The organism is Candidatus Mycobacterium methanotrophicum (genome assembly GCF_023515995.1).
Classification (GTDB): domain Bacteria; phylum Actinomycetota; class Actinomycetes; order Mycobacteriales; family Mycobacteriaceae; genus Mycobacterium; species Mycobacterium methanotrophicum.
Genome location: NZ_CP097320.1, coordinates 2,676,008 through 2,692,456, shown reverse-complemented (window position 1 = coordinate 2,692,456; position 16,449 = coordinate 2,676,008). Strand labels below are relative to the sequence as shown.

Annotated in this window: 15 protein-coding genes and 2 pseudogenes; 8 read left to right on the top strand and 9 right to left on the bottom strand. The window is 67.0% G+C overall.

Annotation, left to right across the window (positions count from 1 at the left end; translation table 11 throughout):
* Window positions 1–125 precede the first annotated feature (125 nt).
* A pseudogene (locus M5I08_RS14030) lies at window positions 126–1,220 on the bottom strand (IS630 family transposase).
* A 190-nt stretch (window positions 1,221–1,410) separates the two neighbouring features.
* Between M5I08_RS14030 and M5I08_RS14025 the strand changes: the two are divergent.
* From M5I08_RS14025 to M5I08_RS26845, 3 genes are all read left to right on the top strand, one after another.
* Window positions 1,411–1,710, top strand: coding sequence for a PE family protein (locus M5I08_RS14025; RefSeq protein ID WP_219067286.1), 300 nt, complete (start codon window positions 1,411–1,413; stop codon window positions 1,708–1,710).
* Window positions 1,711–1,724: 14 nt separating this feature from the next.
* Complete coding sequence (locus M5I08_RS14020; RefSeq protein WP_219067285.1) at window positions 1,725–3,098, top strand: PPE family protein; 1,374 nt, start codon at window positions 1,725–1,727, stop codon at window positions 3,096–3,098.
* Between the two features lie 84 nt (window positions 3,099–3,182).
* The gene (locus M5I08_RS26845; protein ID WP_370328478.1) at window positions 3,183–3,563 is read left to right on the top strand and encodes a helix-turn-helix domain-containing protein; all 381 of its coding nucleotides are present in this window, start codon (window positions 3,183–3,185) and stop codon (window positions 3,561–3,563) included.
* Here M5I08_RS26845 and M5I08_RS14015 read toward each other — a convergent pair.
* Complete coding sequence (locus M5I08_RS14015) at window positions 3,485–5,020, bottom strand: leucyl aminopeptidase (RefSeq protein ID WP_219067283.1); 1,536 nt, start codon at window positions 5,018–5,020, stop codon at window positions 3,485–3,487. The two genes, M5I08_RS26845 and M5I08_RS14015, sit on opposite strands and share 79 nt — an antisense overlap.
* A gap of 11 nt (window positions 5,021–5,031) precedes the next feature.
* Window positions 5,032–5,589 (bottom strand): annotated as a pseudogene (locus tag M5I08_RS14010) (adenylate/guanylate cyclase domain-containing protein); the annotation flags it as partial.
* Window positions 5,590–5,650: 61 nt separating this feature from the next.
* On the opposite strand from M5I08_RS14010, the gene gcvT reads away from it, so the two are divergent.
* Window positions 5,651–6,748, top strand: coding sequence for a glycine cleavage system aminomethyltransferase GcvT (gene gcvT, locus M5I08_RS14005; protein WP_219067282.1), 1,098 nt, complete (start codon window positions 5,651–5,653; stop codon window positions 6,746–6,748).
* A 22-nt stretch (window positions 6,749–6,770) separates the two neighbouring features.
* Window positions 6,771–7,883, top strand: a complete 1,113-nt coding sequence (locus M5I08_RS14000) for a branched-chain amino acid aminotransferase (RefSeq protein WP_219067281.1) — start codon at window positions 6,771–6,773, stop codon at window positions 7,881–7,883.
* Window positions 7,884–7,890: 7 nt separating this feature from the next.
* Here the strand turns inward: M5I08_RS14000 and M5I08_RS13995 are convergent, their stop codons facing one another.
* From M5I08_RS13995 to M5I08_RS13980, 4 genes are read right to left on the bottom strand one after another with little or no spacing between them, the layout of a single operon-like run.
* The gene (locus tag M5I08_RS13995; RefSeq protein ID WP_219067280.1) at window positions 7,891–8,631 is read right to left on the bottom strand and encodes an adenosylcobinamide-GDP ribazoletransferase; all 741 of its coding nucleotides are present in this window, start codon (window positions 8,629–8,631) and stop codon (window positions 7,891–7,893) included.
* Entirely contained in the window at window positions 8,628–9,692 is a 1,065-nt protein-coding gene (gene cobT / locus M5I08_RS13990) for a nicotinate-nucleotide--dimethylbenzimidazole phosphoribosyltransferase (RefSeq protein ID WP_370328475.1), read from the bottom strand. The genes M5I08_RS13995 and cobT overlap by 4 nt, the downstream gene beginning before the upstream one ends.
* Entirely contained in the window at window positions 9,686–10,222 is a 537-nt protein-coding gene (locus tag M5I08_RS13985; protein WP_219067279.1) for a bifunctional adenosylcobinamide kinase/adenosylcobinamide-phosphate guanylyltransferase, read from the bottom strand. Before M5I08_RS13985 ends, cobT begins: the two co-directional genes overlap by 7 nt.
* Window positions 10,223–10,247: 25 nt before the next feature.
* A complete protein-coding gene (locus M5I08_RS13980; RefSeq protein WP_249763367.1) occupies window positions 10,248–10,877 on the bottom strand; it encodes a DUF3043 domain-containing protein in 630 nt (209 codons plus the stop codon).
* Between the two features lie 163 nt (window positions 10,878–11,040).
* On the opposite strand from M5I08_RS13980, the gene M5I08_RS13975 reads away from it, so the two are divergent.
* Complete coding sequence (locus tag M5I08_RS13975) at window positions 11,041–12,117, top strand: glycerate kinase family protein (protein WP_249763366.1); 1,077 nt, start codon at window positions 11,041–11,043, stop codon at window positions 12,115–12,117.
* A gap of 102 nt (window positions 12,118–12,219) precedes the next feature.
* The gene (locus M5I08_RS13970; protein ID WP_219067276.1) at window positions 12,220–12,576 is read left to right on the top strand and encodes an iron-sulfur cluster assembly accessory protein; all 357 of its coding nucleotides are present in this window, start codon (window positions 12,220–12,222) and stop codon (window positions 12,574–12,576) included.
* Between the two features lie 7 nt (window positions 12,577–12,583).
* On the opposite strand, the gene M5I08_RS13965 is transcribed toward M5I08_RS13970, so the two are convergent.
* Entirely contained in the window at window positions 12,584–13,240 is a 657-nt protein-coding gene (locus tag M5I08_RS13965; protein ID WP_219067275.1) for an Rv0361 family membrane protein, read from the bottom strand.
* A 124-nt stretch (window positions 13,241–13,364) separates the two neighbouring features.
* Here M5I08_RS13965 and M5I08_RS13960 point away from each other — a divergent pair, with 124 nt between their 5' ends.
* Complete coding sequence (locus M5I08_RS13960) at window positions 13,365–14,339, top strand: carbohydrate kinase family protein (protein ID WP_219067274.1); 975 nt, start codon at window positions 13,365–13,367, stop codon at window positions 14,337–14,339.
* Between the two features lie 102 nt (window positions 14,340–14,441).
* Here M5I08_RS13960 and asnB read toward each other — a convergent pair whose 3' ends face one another.
* The gene (asnB, locus tag M5I08_RS13955) at window positions 14,442–16,403 is read right to left on the bottom strand and encodes an asparagine synthase (glutamine-hydrolyzing) (RefSeq protein ID WP_219067273.1); all 1,962 of its coding nucleotides are present in this window, start codon (window positions 16,401–16,403) and stop codon (window positions 14,442–14,444) included.
* Window positions 16,404–16,449 lie beyond the last annotated feature (46 nt).

Below are 16,449 nucleotides of genomic sequence, written 5' to 3'. Positions count from 1 at the left end.
CGCCAGTAGCCGGCGTCGCGGTCGGCTTATTCAGCGCCCTCCTACTATGTGCGGACCGGCCGGGTGCGGGCGGCGGTGACCATCCAGCCGGCTGCCTCGCGTAGGTTTCAAGGGCTTTCATGTTACTATCCTGCGCCTGTAATTCGTTTCATGAGTCGTTGGATGGACTGGAGGATCTGTTCAGCGGTTTTGGTCCACACGAATGGTTTTGGGTTGTCATTCCAGTTGGCCACCCAGGCGCGGATGTCTTTTCCAGGGTCTGCACGTTGCGGTGGTCGCCACGTTCGATGAGTTGGCGGGTGAGTTCGGCGAACCACCGCTCAACTTGGTTGATCCAGCTGGAATAGGTTGGCGTGTAGTGCATGTGGAAGCGGGGGCGCTTGTCCAGCCAGGCCGTGACGGTGGGCGCTTTAGGGGCGCCGTAGTTGTCGCAGACCAGGTGCACGTCCAAGTCGGCGGGGACCTCGGTGTCGATCTTTGCCAGGAACTTCTTGAATTCCACCGCGCGGTGGCGGCGGTGCAGCGAGGATATGCCAGTGCCGTCGCTGATGTCGAACGCGGCGAACAGGCCGGTGGTGGCGTTGCGGACGTAGTCGTGGGTGCGTTTTTCGGGCATGCCGGGCATCATCGGGAATGCTGGCCGGCTGCGCGCCAGCGCCTGGATCTGCGACTTTTCATCCACGCACAAAACCACCGCGGACTCGGGTGGGTCCAGGTAGAGCCCAACAACGTCGTAGACCTTCTCCACGAACAGGGGGTCGTTGGAAAGTTTAAAGTTTGTAGTGCTCGCTGCGGTGGGGCTGCAGCTCGAAGGCCTTCCAGATGCGCCCGATCGTCGACTTGCTCAAGCCCGACCGCTTGGCCATCGATGCGCGTGACCAGTGCATGGCATTGTCCGGGGTGGACTCCAGGGTGGCCACGACCACCTCTTCGACCTGCTCGGCGGCGATCGTGGCTGGCCGGCCCGGGCGCGGTTCGTCGACCAATCCATCGCAGCGCGCTTCGACGAACCGGGCCCGCCACTTACCCACCGTTGGTTGCGACACGTGCTCTTGGGCGGCGACCTGCTTGTTGGTCAGGCCCTGCGCGCAGGCCAGCACGATCCGCGACCGCAACGCCAGCGCCTGCGAGGATTTCCGCCGCCGCGCCCACCGCGTCAACGTCTGACGCTCCTCGTCGCTGAGCACTAGTTCTGCTGTTGGCCGTCCACGTCGCGTCATAGATTGAATTATCCTATAGGCCAACCTAATTCGCCTGACCGATCAACGTTACCTAAGTCACAATTATGTAACGAATTACCGGCGCAGGACACTGGCTGTGGTTCACTAACGTGGTCGGTCGTAGGGCTGTAGAGCCGAATCAAGCAGACACCGTTCGGCACGGTTCATACACCTATCGAAAGGAAAGCCAATGTCATTCGTTACCGTACAACTGGAGGCGCTGAGCGCTGCGGCCGCCAACCTGGCCGGTATCGGGACGACGATGGGCACGCAGAATGCCGCCGCCGCCGCGCCGACGACGGGTGTGATACCTGCTGCTGCCGACGAGGTGTCGGCCTTGACAGCCGCGCAATTCGCGGTCCACGCGCAGATGTACCAGGCGATCAGCGCCCAAGCCGAAGCGATTCACCAGTCTTTTGTCAGCACGCTCAAAACGGGTGCGACGTCATATCTGCTCACCGAAGCGGCCAACGCCGTAGCGGTCGGTTAAGACCGCATACGACAATGGATTTCGCGAGTTTACCGCCGGAGATCAACTCGGGCAGAATGTATGCCGGCCCCGGCTCGGGGCCGATGTTTGCGGCGGCTGCAGCCTGGGATGGCCTGGCCGCCGAATTGCAGTCCACCGCAGCGTCGTATGGGTCGGTGATCTCCGAGCTGACGGGAGAGTCGTGGCTGGGTCCCTCGTCTGCGTCGATGGCAGCTGCGGTCGCACCCTACCTGCAGTGGATGACTAATGTCGCCGCGCAGGCCGAGCAGACCGCCACACAGTCCAAAGCAGCTGCAGCAGCCTATGAGGCGGCGTTTGCGATGACGGTGCCACCGCCGCTGATCGCCGCCAACCGCAGCCTGCTGATGGCGTTGATCGCGACCAACATCCTGGGGCAGAATACCGCAGCGATCGCGGCCACCGAAACCGATTACGCCGAGATGTGGGCTCAAGATGCTGCCGCAATGTACGGCTACGCGGGCGCCTCGGCGACGGCGTCGACGTTGACGCCCTTCATTTCGCCGCCGCCGACCACCAATCCGGCCGGCGCGGCCGGCCAAGCCGCCGCGGCCGGCCAGTCGGTCGTGTCGAAGGGACCGCAGTTTATGGCGGCGATTCCTCACGTGCTGCAAGGGCTTGCGGCGGCACCGGCAGCAGCGACGGCGCCTCCTTCAGGGGCGACTCCCGAAGCGCTGCTTACGCTCTTGACAGCGATCCTCATTCCCCTGACGTCCGCCGACGTTCCCGTCGCATCCACCGCTGCCACCGCTGCCGCGACGGCTGCGGCGGGGTCGTTCACGTCGGTAGGAACGACGTTTCGAGCTCTGCTGATCAACGCCGACCGTGACTACGCCGACCACAAGGGGCCGTTCACCGGCAACGGGGCAGGTGGGACGATGCTGCCACAATGGATCGTCGGCGGCGCCGGCGGTATCGGGGCACCGTCGGACGCGCCGTCGCTGCAATCGATGGCCGCGGGCATGGGCGAAGGACGCACGGTCGGCGCGCTATCGGTACCGTCGGGTTGGACGGTCGCGGCGCCCGAAATTCGCCCGGCCGGCTACACACTGCCGGCCGCCGCAGCAGCCGTTCCCGAAGTGACAGCGGGGACTTCCGGCAATATTTTCAGCAGTATGGGCCTTGCCGGGGCGGCCGGGGGCGCCGTCGGCAGCACTGCGTCGCTCGGACGCGACAACCACCCCACCGGAGTGCCTAAACGGCCCATTGCGAAGCCGCCGGCGCCGTCTCAGGCCGAGCCGGTCGCGGAGATCGCTGCCGAGCTGCGTGAGATCGCCGCGCGGGCGCAATCGCTGCTCGCCAAGCTGGCCGACTCCGGACTTATGACGGCCGGCGAGGCCACCGAGCAGAAACAGCGCTTCCGCCGGTGACGCAGCGGTGACTCCCCCACTCTTCTGTTGCCCTGCCCGGGCAGGCTAGTGGTGTGTCGCACAAATAATTGGCAATGAATTGGTGTGATTTGCGGTACGAGCAAACCCGTGCCCGCATTGGCTAACTGGCGCACCCGGTTCGCCCAGGACGGTTTGGTCAAGTTCGGCCAGGTCCGTGAGGGCCGAGGCCGCAAGTCCTCGATCCCAGATGCCATGATCGAGACGATCGTGACACTCACCAAGGATAGCCACCCGCAGGGCCAGACGCATTGGAGCACACCGACGGTGGCCGAGGTCGCCGGGGTTTCGAAAAGCAGTGTGCAGCGGGTATGGAACGAGTCACGCTTTCCGCCCGAAAGCGTGACACAACCCCACATTCGGCGGGCTTACCCGTTTCGCGCGATGTCCTCCAGCGCGGCGAACATGGTGCGGGTCGGAACACCGGTGCCTCCTTTGGGGGTGTAACCCCAAGGGCTGCCGGTGTTGTAGCCCGGCCCGGCGATGTCGATGTGCGCCCAGGCCACCCCGTCGGCAACGAATTCGCGCAGGAATACGCCCGCCACCAGCATGCCGGCGAAGCGCTGCCCGCTGACATTGGCCAGGTCGGCCACCGTCGACTTCAAGTCGTCCTTGAGTTCGTCGGGCAGCGGCATCGGCCACCCGTTCTCGCCAACGCGCTGCGACATGGCGGCTACCCGGTCGCGGAACGCGTCACTGCCCATCACCCCGGGTGTGCGCGAGCCCAGCGCCACCGTCTGCGCACCGGTCAGCGTCGACGTCTCAATCAGATAGTCCGGGCCGTCTTCGCAGGCCCGCGCGATCGCGTCGGCGAGGATCAGCCGGCCCTCGGCGTCGGTGTTGAGCACCTCGACGGTGGTCCCGCCGTACTGCGTCAGCACGTCACCCGGCCGCTGGGCGGTCGACGACGGCATGTTCTCGGCCACCGGCACCGTGGCGGTCACATCGATCGGCAGGCCGCGCTGGGCGGCCAGCGTCACGGTCGCGATGACCGCCGCGGCACCGCCCATGTCCGACGTCATGTAGTGCATCGACGCCGCAGGCTTGATCGAGATGCCGCCGGTGTCGAAAGTGATGCCCTTACCGACCAGCGCAACTTTGCGGGCCTGGTTCGGGTTCTTGGCCAGTCGCGACCCGCGGTGCGTCAGCCGCACCAGTCGCGGCGGCCGCGATGAACCCTTGCCGACGCCGAACACCCCGCCGTAGCCCTGCTTTTGCAGCGAATCCTCGTCGAGCACCTCGACCTCGAGACCAACTGATTCGCCCAAAGCCTTTGCCCGCTTAGCTAATTCAGCTGGAAACAGGTGGCTGGGCGGCGTGTTGACGAGGTCACGGGCGGTGGCGACGGCGGTCGCGACCGCCGTCGCATGAGCAGCTTGCGCTTTGGCGTTCTTGGCGGTGGACAACGCCGTGATCTTGCGCAGCCCCGGGTCTTTTGGCGCCGTCTTGTCGGTGCGGAACTCGGTGAACCGGTAGCTGCCCAGAATCAGTCCTTCCACCGCTGCCTCCAGGTCCCAGGCCGTCAGCGTGGTGATGGCCGCCTCGGCACTGCCCAGCGAGCGCGCTGCCGTGCCGGCTGCACGGCGGATCGTGTCGGCAGGCCACTCGTCGCGCCGCGTGCCCAGTCCGACCGTCAGGACGCTGGCCACCGGCAGCGACGTGATCACCAAGCGGTTTACCTGCTCACTGGCACCGGTGGCGGCCAACGCCCGCAGCCCCGCCTCGATCTCGGCGACGGCCTCGGCCGGCAGAAAAGGCTCACCGGCGGCAACCAGGGCACCCGGCTGATCCTCGTCTCCGCAGGAGACCACCGGGACGATCAACACCGCCGAGCCGGCGCTGCGGCGTGGCAGCGAGGAGGCGACGGTGACAGCGGGGGCAGGGTAACCGGGTTGTGTGCTCACGAGCACCAACCTTAACGACGAACGTCCCCGTGCAGGTCATAGGCCACGACGGGTTCATCGAAACCCTTGAGTTGCAACGGTTTCTGGATAATTGCCGGCCAGTCTGCTAGTTGCTCGTGGACCTCCGCGGCGGCCAGGATCTGCCCGGGCGATGCAGCCGCCACCAGCCGGGCGACCAGGTTAACCGCGTTGCCGAAGTAGTCGCCATTGACGGCCACGATTTCGCTGTAACCGAGACCGGCGCGCACGTGCAGTCCGGCTTCGCGGGCGCGGGGATGGTCGACGAGGTCCAGCGCTGCTTTGGCCAGCCGCTACGGGTCCGAGCTCACCCACATCACGGCATCGCCGAGGAACTTCACCACCCGTCCGCCGCAGGCGTGCACCACGTCGGTGACGGTGGCGCCGAATTCGGTGAGCATTGCCGACAACTCCGCGGGTGTCATCCTCTGGGTCAGCGCGGTGAAGCCGGACAGGTCCGCGAAACCGACGCCACACACCAGGCTGGCCGCCGGACCGCTTACCACGCCCTCGATAAACGTTCGGGTGCTGACCAGATGTTCGCGGTGGATGGCAAGGAAACGGCCACCTGGCCAAGTGTGCCAGTGACGGCCCGGATTAAGGTCGAATGCCGTGACCGACCACTTATCGCACGGACCACTGGAGGAACGCCATCGCGAGCTCGGCGCCAGCTTCGCGGAGTTCGGCGGCTGGCTGATGCCGGTGTCGTATGCGGGCACTGTCAGCGAGCACACCGCAACCCGCACCACGGTCGGCTTGTTCGACGTTAGCCACCTGGGCAAGGCGTTGGTCCGTGGACCCGGTGCGGCAGAATTCGTCAACTCGGCGCTCACCAACGACTTGAACCGCATCGAGCCGGGAAAGGCGCAATATACATTGTGCTGCAACGACTCTGGCGGGGTCATCGACGACCTGATCGCCTATTATGTTGGGCCCGAAGAGATCTTCCTGGTGCCCAACGCTGCAAACACCGCTGCAGTAGTCGCGGCCCTGCAGAAAGCTGCGCCCGCCGGGCTCACCATCACCGACGAGCATCGCTCTTATGCGGTGCTGGCGGTGCAGGGGCCGCGGTCGGCGGACGTGCTCGCCGAGTTGGGGCTACCGACTTCCATGGACTACATGGGCTATGCGGACGCGAGTTTCCGGCACGTGCCAGTGCGGGTTTGCCGCAGCGGATACACCGGGGAGCAAGGCTATGAGCTGCTGCCCCCTTGGGGATCCGCCGGTGTGGTGTTCGATGCGCTCGTTGCCGCTATTACGCGAGCTGGCGGGCAGTTGGCGGGTCTCGGGGCGCGTGACACGCTGCGCACCGAGATGGGCTACCCGCTGCACGGTCATGAACTTTCGGCCGATATCTCGCCGCTGCAGGCCCGATGCGGTTGGGCGATCGGCTGGAAGAAGGATGCGTTCTTCGGCCGTGACGCACTGCTAGCGGAAAAGCGGGAGGGTCCGCGTCGGCTGTTGCGCGGCCTGCGCGCAGTGGGCCGCGGCGTGCTGCGAGCAGAGCTGACTGTGCTCGACGGTGAGCGCAAGGTCGGGGTCACCACGTCGGGCACGTTTTCTCCGACGTTGAAAACCGGTATCGCGCTGGCACTCATCGACAGCGACGCCAGCGTCGAGGACGGTCAGCATGTGGCCGTCGACGTTCGGGGTCGCGCGGTTGGATGCGAAGTCGTGCGTCCACCGTTTGTCGAACCAAAAACCCGGTAGCGCCCGGCTATACAATCGCAAGATGACCCGCGTCGGCGACGCCCTCGAGTTCACGGTTTTGGGCACCGCACACCCGACCAGCGACAAGGCACGTGACGCGATACTGGCCGACCCCGGTTTCGGCAGATATCACACCGACCACATGGTGTCGATCGATTACACCGACGGACAGGGCTGGCACGATGCGCGGGTCATCGGCTATGGCCCGATCGAGCTGGATCCGTCGGCGATCGTGCTGCATTACGCGCAGGAGATATTTGAAGGACTGAAGGCTTACCGGTGGCCGGACGGGTCGATCGTGGCTTTCCGCGCCGAGGCCAACGCCGCGCGGATGCGGTCCTCGGCGCGGCGGATCGCGATCCCTGAACTGCCCGAGGAACTGTTCGTCGAGTCGTTGCGGCAACTGATCGCCGTCGACAAGGCATGGGTTCCGCCCGCCGGCGGCGAGGAGTCGTTGTACCTGCGGCCGTTTGTCTTCGCCACCGAACCGGGCCTGGGGGTGCGCCCGGCGAAGCGGTATCGCTATCTGGTGATCGCCTCGCCGTCCGGCGCGTACTTCAAGCACGGCATCAAGCCGGTCGCCGTGTGGGTGTCAACGCAATACGTGCGCGCCAGCCCGGGCGGAACCGGTGCGGCGAAGTTCGGCGGAAACTACGCCGCGTCGTTGGTGGCGCAAGTCGAAGCCGCCGAGAACGGCTGTGAGCAGGTGGTGTGGCTGGATGCCGTCGAACGCCGCTACATCGAAGAGATGGGCGGGATGAACATCTTCTTCGTGTTCGGCAGCGGCGGATCGGCCCGGCTGGTCACCCCTGAGCTGTCCGGCTCGCTTTTGCCGGGCATCACCCGGGATTCGTTGCTGCAGTTGGCAACTGACGCCGGCTTTGCCGTCGAGGAGCGCAAGATCGATATCGACGAGTGGCAGAAGAAATCCGCCGCCGGTGAGATCAGCGAGGTGTTCGCGTGCGGCACCGCCGCGGTCATCACCCCGATTTCGCATGTGAAGTACGGCGAGAGCGAATTCACCATCGGCGACGGGGAATCCGGCGAGGTGACGATGGCGTTGCGTGACACGCTGACCGGCATTCAGCGCGGAACCTTTGCCGACACCCACGGCTGGATGTCGACGCTGGGCTGACGGACGGCTAGAGCCGCACAAACGCTGCCAGCAATACCGCGGTCACCGTCGTGGTCAATTCGATCGCGGCGCCGAGCACGTCGCCGCTGATGCCGCCGAAACGGCGCACACAGCGGCCGACCAACGCGGCGCCGCAGGCCAGCCCGCCCAGCACCGCCGCCGGTCCCTGCCACGGCTGCCGGTCCGCCGCCACGGCCGCCGCGAGCAGCACGACGACCCAGGCGGTGACCACGGCCGCGGACTGGGTTCCGGCGACCCGCGCGCCCAGCGCGCTGCCCGGCGCCGCCGGCAGGCAGCGGCGGCTGGCCAGCACCGCCGCCACCCGGCCGGCGGAGACGGCGACCACGATCGGCACGGCGCCCAGCGCCGCGAAAGCCAGCCCCTGCAGCGTGATCACCACAACGACGGCCGCCACTCCGAACGGCCCGGTCGACCCGTCGCGCATCACCTGCAGCGCGCGTTCCGGCGGCCCGTAACAGCCCAGCCCGTCGGCGGTGTCGGCAACGCCGTCGATATGCAGGCCACGGGTCGCCGCCAGCAGGGCCGCCACCGCCAGCAAGCCGGTCAGCGGGTTGCCCGAGCCGAACGCCAGCGCGCTCGCCCATGTCACGGCCGCCGCCAGCGCACCGAGCGCCATCCCGACGACCGGCAGCACTGTCATCGCACCGCCGCCCAGCGGCCGGTGCGATGTGCCCGGCACCGGCAGGACGGTCTCGAACGCGAAAGCCGTTGCCAGCGACTTGATCACGGTGGGGGAACAGAGCGGTCGGCGCGGTTGGAGACGTTGGCGCTGGCAAAGCTGGCCATCGACGTCAACGCGGCCACCGCTGCCCGCAGCACCGGCAGCGCCACCGTCGCGCCGGTACCTTCACCCAGCCGCATTCTCAGGTCCACGATCGGATCCAACCCGAGCTGGGCCAGGGCCGGCGCGTGCGCCGGTTCGGTCGAAAGGTGACCAGCCTGCCACCACAGCCGCGCCCCTGGGGCCAGCCGCTCGGCGATCAGAGCCGCAGCCGTCACCGCCAAGCCATCCAGCAATAGCGGCGTGCGCCGGATTGCGGCCTGCGCACAAAAGCCGGCCAGCCCGGCCAGATCAGCACCGCCGCAACGCGCCAGCAGCGCCACCGGATCGGATAACACCGGCTCGGCCCTAAACATCGCATCACGCACCGCCGCGGTTTTGCGGGCCCAGCCGGCGTCATCTATACCCGTGCCGTAGCCGACGGCGACGACCGGCTCGATGCCCGCCAACGCCGCGGTCAGAACGGTCGCGGCGGTGGTGTTTCCGATGCCCATGTCGCCGGCGATGAGAAAGTCGGCGCCGGCGTCGACCTCTTGGTCGGCGATCTGGCGGCCGGCGTCAATCGCGTCGAGGGTCTCCTGGTGGGTCAGCGCATCCTCTACCGCGATGTCGCCGCTGGCGCGCCGCACCTTATGCGCACCGATCTCCGGCGAGGGCGGGTCGGCGTCCACGGCCAGGTCGGCGACGCGCACCGTCGCCCCGGCGATGTCCGCCAGCGCATTGATCGCAGCGCCGCCGGCGACGACGTTGGCGACCATCTGACCGGTGACCTCCGGCGGATAGGCCGACACCCCCCACCGCGCGATCCCATGGTCGCCGGCGAACACCACTACCCGGGCCCGTTCGAACTGCTTTGGCGGACAACGACCTTGACACGATGCCACCCATACTGACAGATCTTCGAGCCGTCCTAGCGCGCCCGACGGCTTGGTCAGGGTGTCCTGGCGGGCGCGGGCGGCCGCGGCGGCGACCGTATCGGGCGGCACGACCGGCGGGAACATCAGCACAGCCGCGACGGCTTGATGTGCAACGGCTGCCCGGCCACCATCAGCACCACGTGATCGCACACCGCGGCCAGCCGCTGGTTGAGAGCGCCCAACTCGTCGGTGAACCGGCGGCCGGACACCGTCGCCGACACGATGCTGAGTCCAACCTCGTGGCTGACCAAAACCAGCGGCGCACGGAACGAGGCCACCGCCGCGAGCATCTCGTCGATGTCGGCCGAGACGGCGCCGCCCGCCCAGCCGCGGCGATCCAAAGCGGCGGTCAACCAGCCGCCGACGTCGTCGATCAAAGTGGGAACGGCCGGTGGCTCGCGCAATTGTGTTGCGATGTCGTGGCTTTCCACCGTTGACCAGTGCCGCGGCCTGCGATCGCGGTGCACGGCGATCCGCCGCACCCAGGCCGGGTCGTTGTCAGTTACCGAACCAGTCGCCAGGTACCGTACCGGCTCACCCGCTCCGAGCGACTCGGCGACGGCCGCCTCCGCCCAGCGGGACTTGCCCGACTTGATCCCGCCGAGCGCCAGGGTTCGCACGGCAGATCAAATATCCAGGCGAGGGTTACTCGACACTGGCGCCGTGCTCGACTTGGGGCCGAGGCGCTCGCATGCGGCGCATCTGGGACGCCCGGCCGGCAGCGTAGAGGGCTAGTCTCCAACGAGGTTCGGTGTCGTTCGGAAACTTCTCGTCGACCCGCCTGGCGATTTTGCGGCCCAAAATGACCGCGTCGAGCAGCATCAGGACCATCAGCACCATCATCGCAGGCGAAATGTAGAGCTGCAGTTGCGGGACGGCGAACATCACGAACAGCAGCGTCAGCGCCGACGGCATGAACAGCCCGAGCACGTTGCGGCGGGCGTCCACCACGTCGCGGACGAACCGGCGAACCGGGCCCTTGTCGCGTGCCAGCAGGTAACGCTCGTCGCCGGCCATCATGCGGTCCCGCTGCTCGGCCATCCGGGCGCGACGGGCCGCACTGGCGGCCCGTCGTTCCTCGCGGCTGAGCTTGGAATCTTTCAACGACTTTCGCCGGGCCCGGGCCTCGGCGGCGGTCATCGGCGCCGGAGCGACCGGACCCTTGCGCCGGGCGGCGGCGCTGCGTCTGGGTGTGGGGCGTCCCTTGGGAGCAGTTTTTTGCGAACCATGGGATGACGCGTCCGCCGAGGAGGTGTCGTCCGCCTCCCCCGGTATCTGGGCGCCGCCGTCGTCGCGTTTTTTCCGGCGCAGCAGTTTCACGTTCGCCAGGTTACTTCAGGTGCGCCGTCCCGCAGCGGTCCCTACTCTTGCTGACATGAGCGGGTCGGCGACTGAGGCCGGCGGTATCGCACCCGCGACAGCGCTGGTGCCGGCGATCCTGCGGGTGCTGGTCGCCCCCGATAGCTACGGCGACAGCTTGACCGCGGTCGAGGCCGCCGCGGCGATCGCGGCGGGCTGGAACCGGGCGCGCCCCGACGATCGGTTCACCATCGCGCCGCAATCCGACGGCGGTCCGGGCTTCGTCGACGTCCTGGCCGGCCGGTTGGGGGAGCGACGGCGCCTCGAGGTATCCGGGCCGCTGGACGACGACGTGCTAGCCGAGTGGGTGCTGGACACCGAGTCGGCGACGGCATACCTCGAATGCGCGCAAGCGTGCGGGTCAGCTCGCCTCGGCGGTCCGCCGACACCGCAAACGGCGCTCGGCGCGCACAGCAGAGGGGTTGGCCAGCTCATCGCCGCGGCCCTGCGGTCGGGAGCCGCGCGGATCGTCGTCGGCCTGGGCGGCAGCGCCAGTACCGACGGCGGCCGCGGACTGGTCGACGAGCTGGGCGGGCTTGCGGCGGGCCGACAGCGGCTTGCCGGTGTGGAGCTGATCGCTGCGTCCGACGTCGAGTACCCGCTGCTGGGGCCGTGGGGGGCCGCGGCGATATTCGGGCCACAGAAGGGAGCGGATGCCGACACCGTGGCGGCGCTGGAACAGCGGCTCGCCGAGTGGGCCGCTGAGCTGGACGCGGCCGCCGGCCGGTCGGTCAGCGCACAAGCAGGCGCCGGGGCCGCCGGTGGCATCGGGGCGGCGCTGCTCGCACTGGGCGGCCGGTGCGAATCGGGTGCATCGATCATCGCCGAGCGCACTGGCCTGGCCAACGACATCGCCGCCGCCGACCTGGTGATCACCGGTGAGGGCCGACTCGACGACCAGTCGCTGCACGGCAAGGTGGTCGGCGCGCTCGCCGAGGCGGCACGATCACAGCAGGTACCGATCGTGGTGATGGCTGGCCGGGTAGATCTCGACCGCCTGGCGTCGCAATCGGCGGGCATTCTGGCCGCCTACTCGATCGCCGACTACGCCGGTTCGGCGCGGCTGGCCCTGGTCGACGCGGCCAACCAGCTGATGGGCCTGGCTTCTTGTGTGGCCGCGCGACTCGGGAATAGCGGCACGACAAGGTACCTTTGAAGAGGTGGGTTTGTCCGGGGTTTCGCCTGGCGGGCTGATCCATCCACTTCATCCACTGACGCAACAACGATTTGGCCGTGTAGGCACTTATAGGGAGAAGCAATGACTGTTCAGGACGAGTTGGCCACCAAGACGCATGGCGTGACCTTGACCGATGCCGCGGCAGCCAAGGCGAAGTCACTTTTGGAGCAGGAGGGGCGCGACGACCTGGCGCTGCGCATTGCGGTCCAGCCCGGTGGATGCGCGGGTCTGCGGTACAACTTGTTCTTCGACGACCGCTCGCTCGACGGTGACCTGACCGCGGAATTCGGCGGCGTGACGCTGACCGTGGACCGGATGAGCGCACCCTACGTGCAGGGCGCCTCCATCGACTTCGTCGACACCATCGAAAAGCAGGGCTTTACCATCGACAATCCCAACGCCGCCGGCTCGTGCGCCTGCGGTGATTCCTTCAACTGACTCCTTGCTAGTAGCTGCCTGCCGGTCGCTGCACGTAGGAGCACACCAGCAGCTGGTTGTGCTGGTTGAGTAATTGCGCGATGCCCTGTATTTGTCCGCGAGCGGCGCCGCCGCTCGTAGGCGTGACGCGCATGCTGAACAACACTTGGGCCTGGTAGTCCGACCAGTACACGATCTTGTCGATCGAGGTCACGTGCGCCTCGGTGAACTGCTTGCGGAACGCGTCGCTGCTGAGCTTGGCCAGCGCCTGGTCGGCTCGACGGTCCCGCACGGCGTCGTAAATTCCGCACATCGAGTTACGCGCGATCGTGTCGGTGTCGCGGTGCTCAAGTGCATCCAGATAGCCCTGGATCGCCGCTTTCGCCGCCGCGCCGGAGAACGCGCCCGCGGTCGACGGGCCGTCGTGCGCACCGCGCGCGATCGCCGTGATCAAGCCGGCAACCAGCACCACCGTCACCACAGCGGCGACGACCAGCCGTCGACCGCGGCGTTTCGGGTAGCCGACCGGCGGTGGCAGAAGACCCGGATAGGCGGCCCCCGGAGGCGCCGCCTCGACCGGTCCGCTCACCGGCGATCCGGCGTAGGTTGGCTGACCGGGATGAGGGTCGCTCACCGGCGGTCCGTCGGCGCCAAGTCGGTGATCCGGCGAACACGGACCAAGCATAGGCAGCTCTTTTCGGGTCGCTTTCTCTCTACGGAGGCTAGCGGGCCTCGTCCCGCGCTGCACCGTCAGCCGCGACCCGTGGGTAGGCTTAGTTAGCCGAAGTTAGTAATGAAGGGGACATTTCGTGACGATCGCGGTGACCGGTTCCATTGCAACTGACCATCTGATGCGCTTCCCGGGCCGGTTCTCCGAACAGCTGCTCGCCGACCATCTGCAGAAGGTTTCGCTCAGCTTCCTCGTCGACGACCTGGTGATCCACCGCGGCGGGGTAGCTGGCAACATCGCCTTCGCGATCGGGGTACTCGGGGGCGACGCCGCGCTGGTCGGGGCGGTCGGCGACGACTTCGACGACTACCGCAAATGGCTGCAGGCGCACGGCGTCAACACCGACCATGTCCTGGTCTCCGAAACCGCGCACACCGCGCGTTTCGTTTGCACCACCGACCTCGACATGGCTCAGATCGCGTCGTTCTACCCCGGCGCGATGTCCGAGGCCCGCAACATCAAGCTCGCCGATGTCGTCTCGTCATTCGGCAAGCCGGACCTGGTCATCATCGGCGCCAATGACCCGGACGCGATGCTGGTGCACACCGAGGAGTGCCGCAAGCTCGGCTTGGCTTTCGCCGCCGACCCCTCGCAGCAGTTGCCCCGGCTGTCGGGCGAGGAGATCAACAAGCTCGTCGGCGGCGCCGCGTACCTGTTCACCAATGATTACGAGTGGGAGTTGTTGCTGTCGAAGACCGGCTGGTCAGAAGCCGAGGTATTGAAGAAGGTGGACTTGCGGGTGACCACACTTGGCGCCAAGGGCGTCGACATCGTCGACCGGGACGGCGAATGCATGCACGTCGGCGTGGTGCCCGAGACTAACCAGACCGACCCAACCGGCGTCGGCGACGCGTTTCGTGCCGGTTTCCTGACCGGGCGCAGTGGCGGACTCAGCCTGGAGCGTTCGGCGCAGTTGGGCTCGCTGGTCGCCGTGCTCGTGCTGGAGTCCACCGGCACCCAGGAGTGGGAGTGGGACGGCCAGGTCGCCAAGACTCGGTTAGCGGACGCCTACGGCAACGACGCCGCCGCCGAAATCGCCGCTGTCCTGGACTAATTCAGTTTGGCTTCTTTCCGCGACACTTAACCGGTTGCGGCGACACGCCGAGGCGTGTCGCAGAGATTTAAGTCTCGGCGAACCATGCGGCACAGAAGGGGTTCAGAGCTGCACCGGGTATTGCGGTTCGCTGATGTGCGGCACCACGCTATGCTCGACGAAGATCGCATGCCACAGCATGAAGATCAGCAGTGTCCACAATCTGCGACTGTGATCGCCTTCGCCACAACGGTGTTCATCGAGCATTCGGCGGACGGCCGACATCTCGATCAGATGGTCGGTTGCTGAGGAGTTCAGCATCTCGTGGGCCCATTCCAGCAGCGGGCCGGCGCGCAGCCAGTGCCGGATGGGGACCGGGAAGCCCAGCTTCGGCCGATTGAGTACGTGCGGCGGAACGACAGGCTCCAGCGCGCGTCGTAGCGCGTACTTCGTGGTGGTGCGGGTGATCTTGGCCTGCACCGGCAACCGGGACGCGACCGCGAACACCTCGGGATCCAGGAACGGCACCCGAAGCTCCAGGGAGTTGGCCATCGTCATCTTGTCGGCCTTGACCAGAATGTCGCCGCGCAGCCAGGTGAACAGGTCGATGTATTGCATGCGGGCTACCGGGTCCCACTCGGCGGATTCGGCGTACAGCGGTGCTGTCACATCGGTGTGCGTCCAATCGTGCCGGAATCCAGGCAGTACGGCGCGCAGCTGCGCGTCGGAGAAACTGCGGGCGTTGCCGTAGTAGCGCTGCTCCAGCGTCAGCGATCCGCGGTGCAGCAGGCTTTTGCCGCGCATGCCCTCCGGCAGCGGCTTGGACAACGTGCCCATCGACCGTCGCAGCGGTCCGGGCAGGTAGTCGAAAGGCTTGAGCGACAACGGTTCACGGTAGATGGTGTAGCCGCCGAAAAGCTCGTCGGCGCCCTCTCCGGAGAGCACCACCTTGACATGCTTTCGCGCCTCGCGGGCGACAAAGTACAGCGGCACCAGGGCCGGGTCGGCCACCGGCTCGTCGAGATACCAAACGATTTCAGGCAAGGCGGCGACGAACTCGTCGGGTGCCACCACCTTGGCGATGTGCCGCGCACCGATCGCCTCCGCCGACGCGGCCGCGACGTCAATCTCGGAGAATCCCTCACGCTCGAACCCGGTGGTGAAGGTGATCAGGCTCGGGTTGTGCCGGATGGCCAACGCCGCGATCGCCGTCGAGTCGATGCCTCCCGACAGGAAGGCGCCAACGGTGACGTCGGCGCGCATGTGTTTGGCGACCGAGTCCTCCAAAACCGCGGTGATCTCGTCATAGCGGGCCTTTTCGGTATCCCGGGTGAGCGGTGTCGCGCTGAAGCGCGCCGTGAAGTAGCGGGTGGCCTGAGGGGCGGCCGTGCCGGGACGAATCCGCGTATAGCAGCCGGATTCGAGCCGGCGCACGCCGAGGTGCAAAGTCTCGGGTTCGGGCACGTACTGCAACACCGTGTAGTGCTGAACCGCGCGCAAGTCGATTGCGGTGTCGAACCCGATCAGGTCGGCCAGCTCCAGCAGACATTTCTTTTCGCTGGCCACTGCGGTGCCACCGGTTCCGGTCGCCATGAACAGCGGTTTGATGCCGAAAGGATCACGGGCGCAGAATAATTCGCCGTTATCGGTGTCCCACAGCGCGAACGCGAACATGCCCCGCAGCCGGGGCAGGGCGTCTGCACCCCAGTGGTGGTAGGCGGCGACGATCGCCTCACCGTCGCCGTCGGTGGCGAAGACGGCGCCGTGGCGCTCAGCAAGCTCGGCGCGCAGCTCCAGGTAGTTGTAGATCTCGCCGTTGAACACCAACTCGTAGCGGCTCGGGCTTTCCGGTGGACCCCAGCGCAGCGGTTGGTGCGAATGCGCGATGTCGATGATGGACAGCCGATTGAAGCCGAACACGACGGTCCCGCCGGGGTCGGCCCAGGTGCCCGGCTCGTCGGGTCCGCGGTGGCGCATCAGGTGAGATGCGCGGGCGACGGCGCCGGCAGCATCGGCGGCCGAGCCCGAAGAGATCGAACCGTCGCCGCCGGCCTCGGCGCTCACGAAGGCCAGCAGTCCACACATCGCGCCCAGTATGCCGCAATGACAGGCCGGGGGACTCCGCCACGGC

What these genes read in the sequence shown, in the direction of transcription:
- M5I08_RS14020 (WP_219067285.1), top strand. Translation starts at nt 1,725, where the DNA reads ATGGATTTCGCGAGTTTACCGCCGGAGATCAACTCGGGCAGAATGTAT.
- asnB (WP_219067273.1), bottom strand. Translation starts at nt 16,403, where the DNA reads ATGTGTGGACTGCTGGCCTTCGTGAGCGCCGAGGCCGGCGGCGACGGT.
- M5I08_RS14025 (WP_219067286.1), top strand. Translation starts at nt 1,411, where the DNA reads ATGTCATTCGTTACCGTACAACTGGAGGCGCTGAGCGCTGCGGCCGCC.
- M5I08_RS14000 (WP_219067281.1), top strand. Translation starts at nt 6,771, where the DNA reads ATGACCCGCGTCGGCGACGCCCTCGAGTTCACGGTTTTGGGCACCGCA.
- M5I08_RS13970 (WP_219067276.1), top strand. Translation starts at nt 12,220, where the DNA reads ATGACTGTTCAGGACGAGTTGGCCACCAAGACGCATGGCGTGACCTTG.
- M5I08_RS13965 (WP_219067275.1), bottom strand. Translation starts at nt 13,240, where the DNA reads ATGCTTGGTCCGTGTTCGCCGGATCACCGACTTGGCGCCGACGGACCG.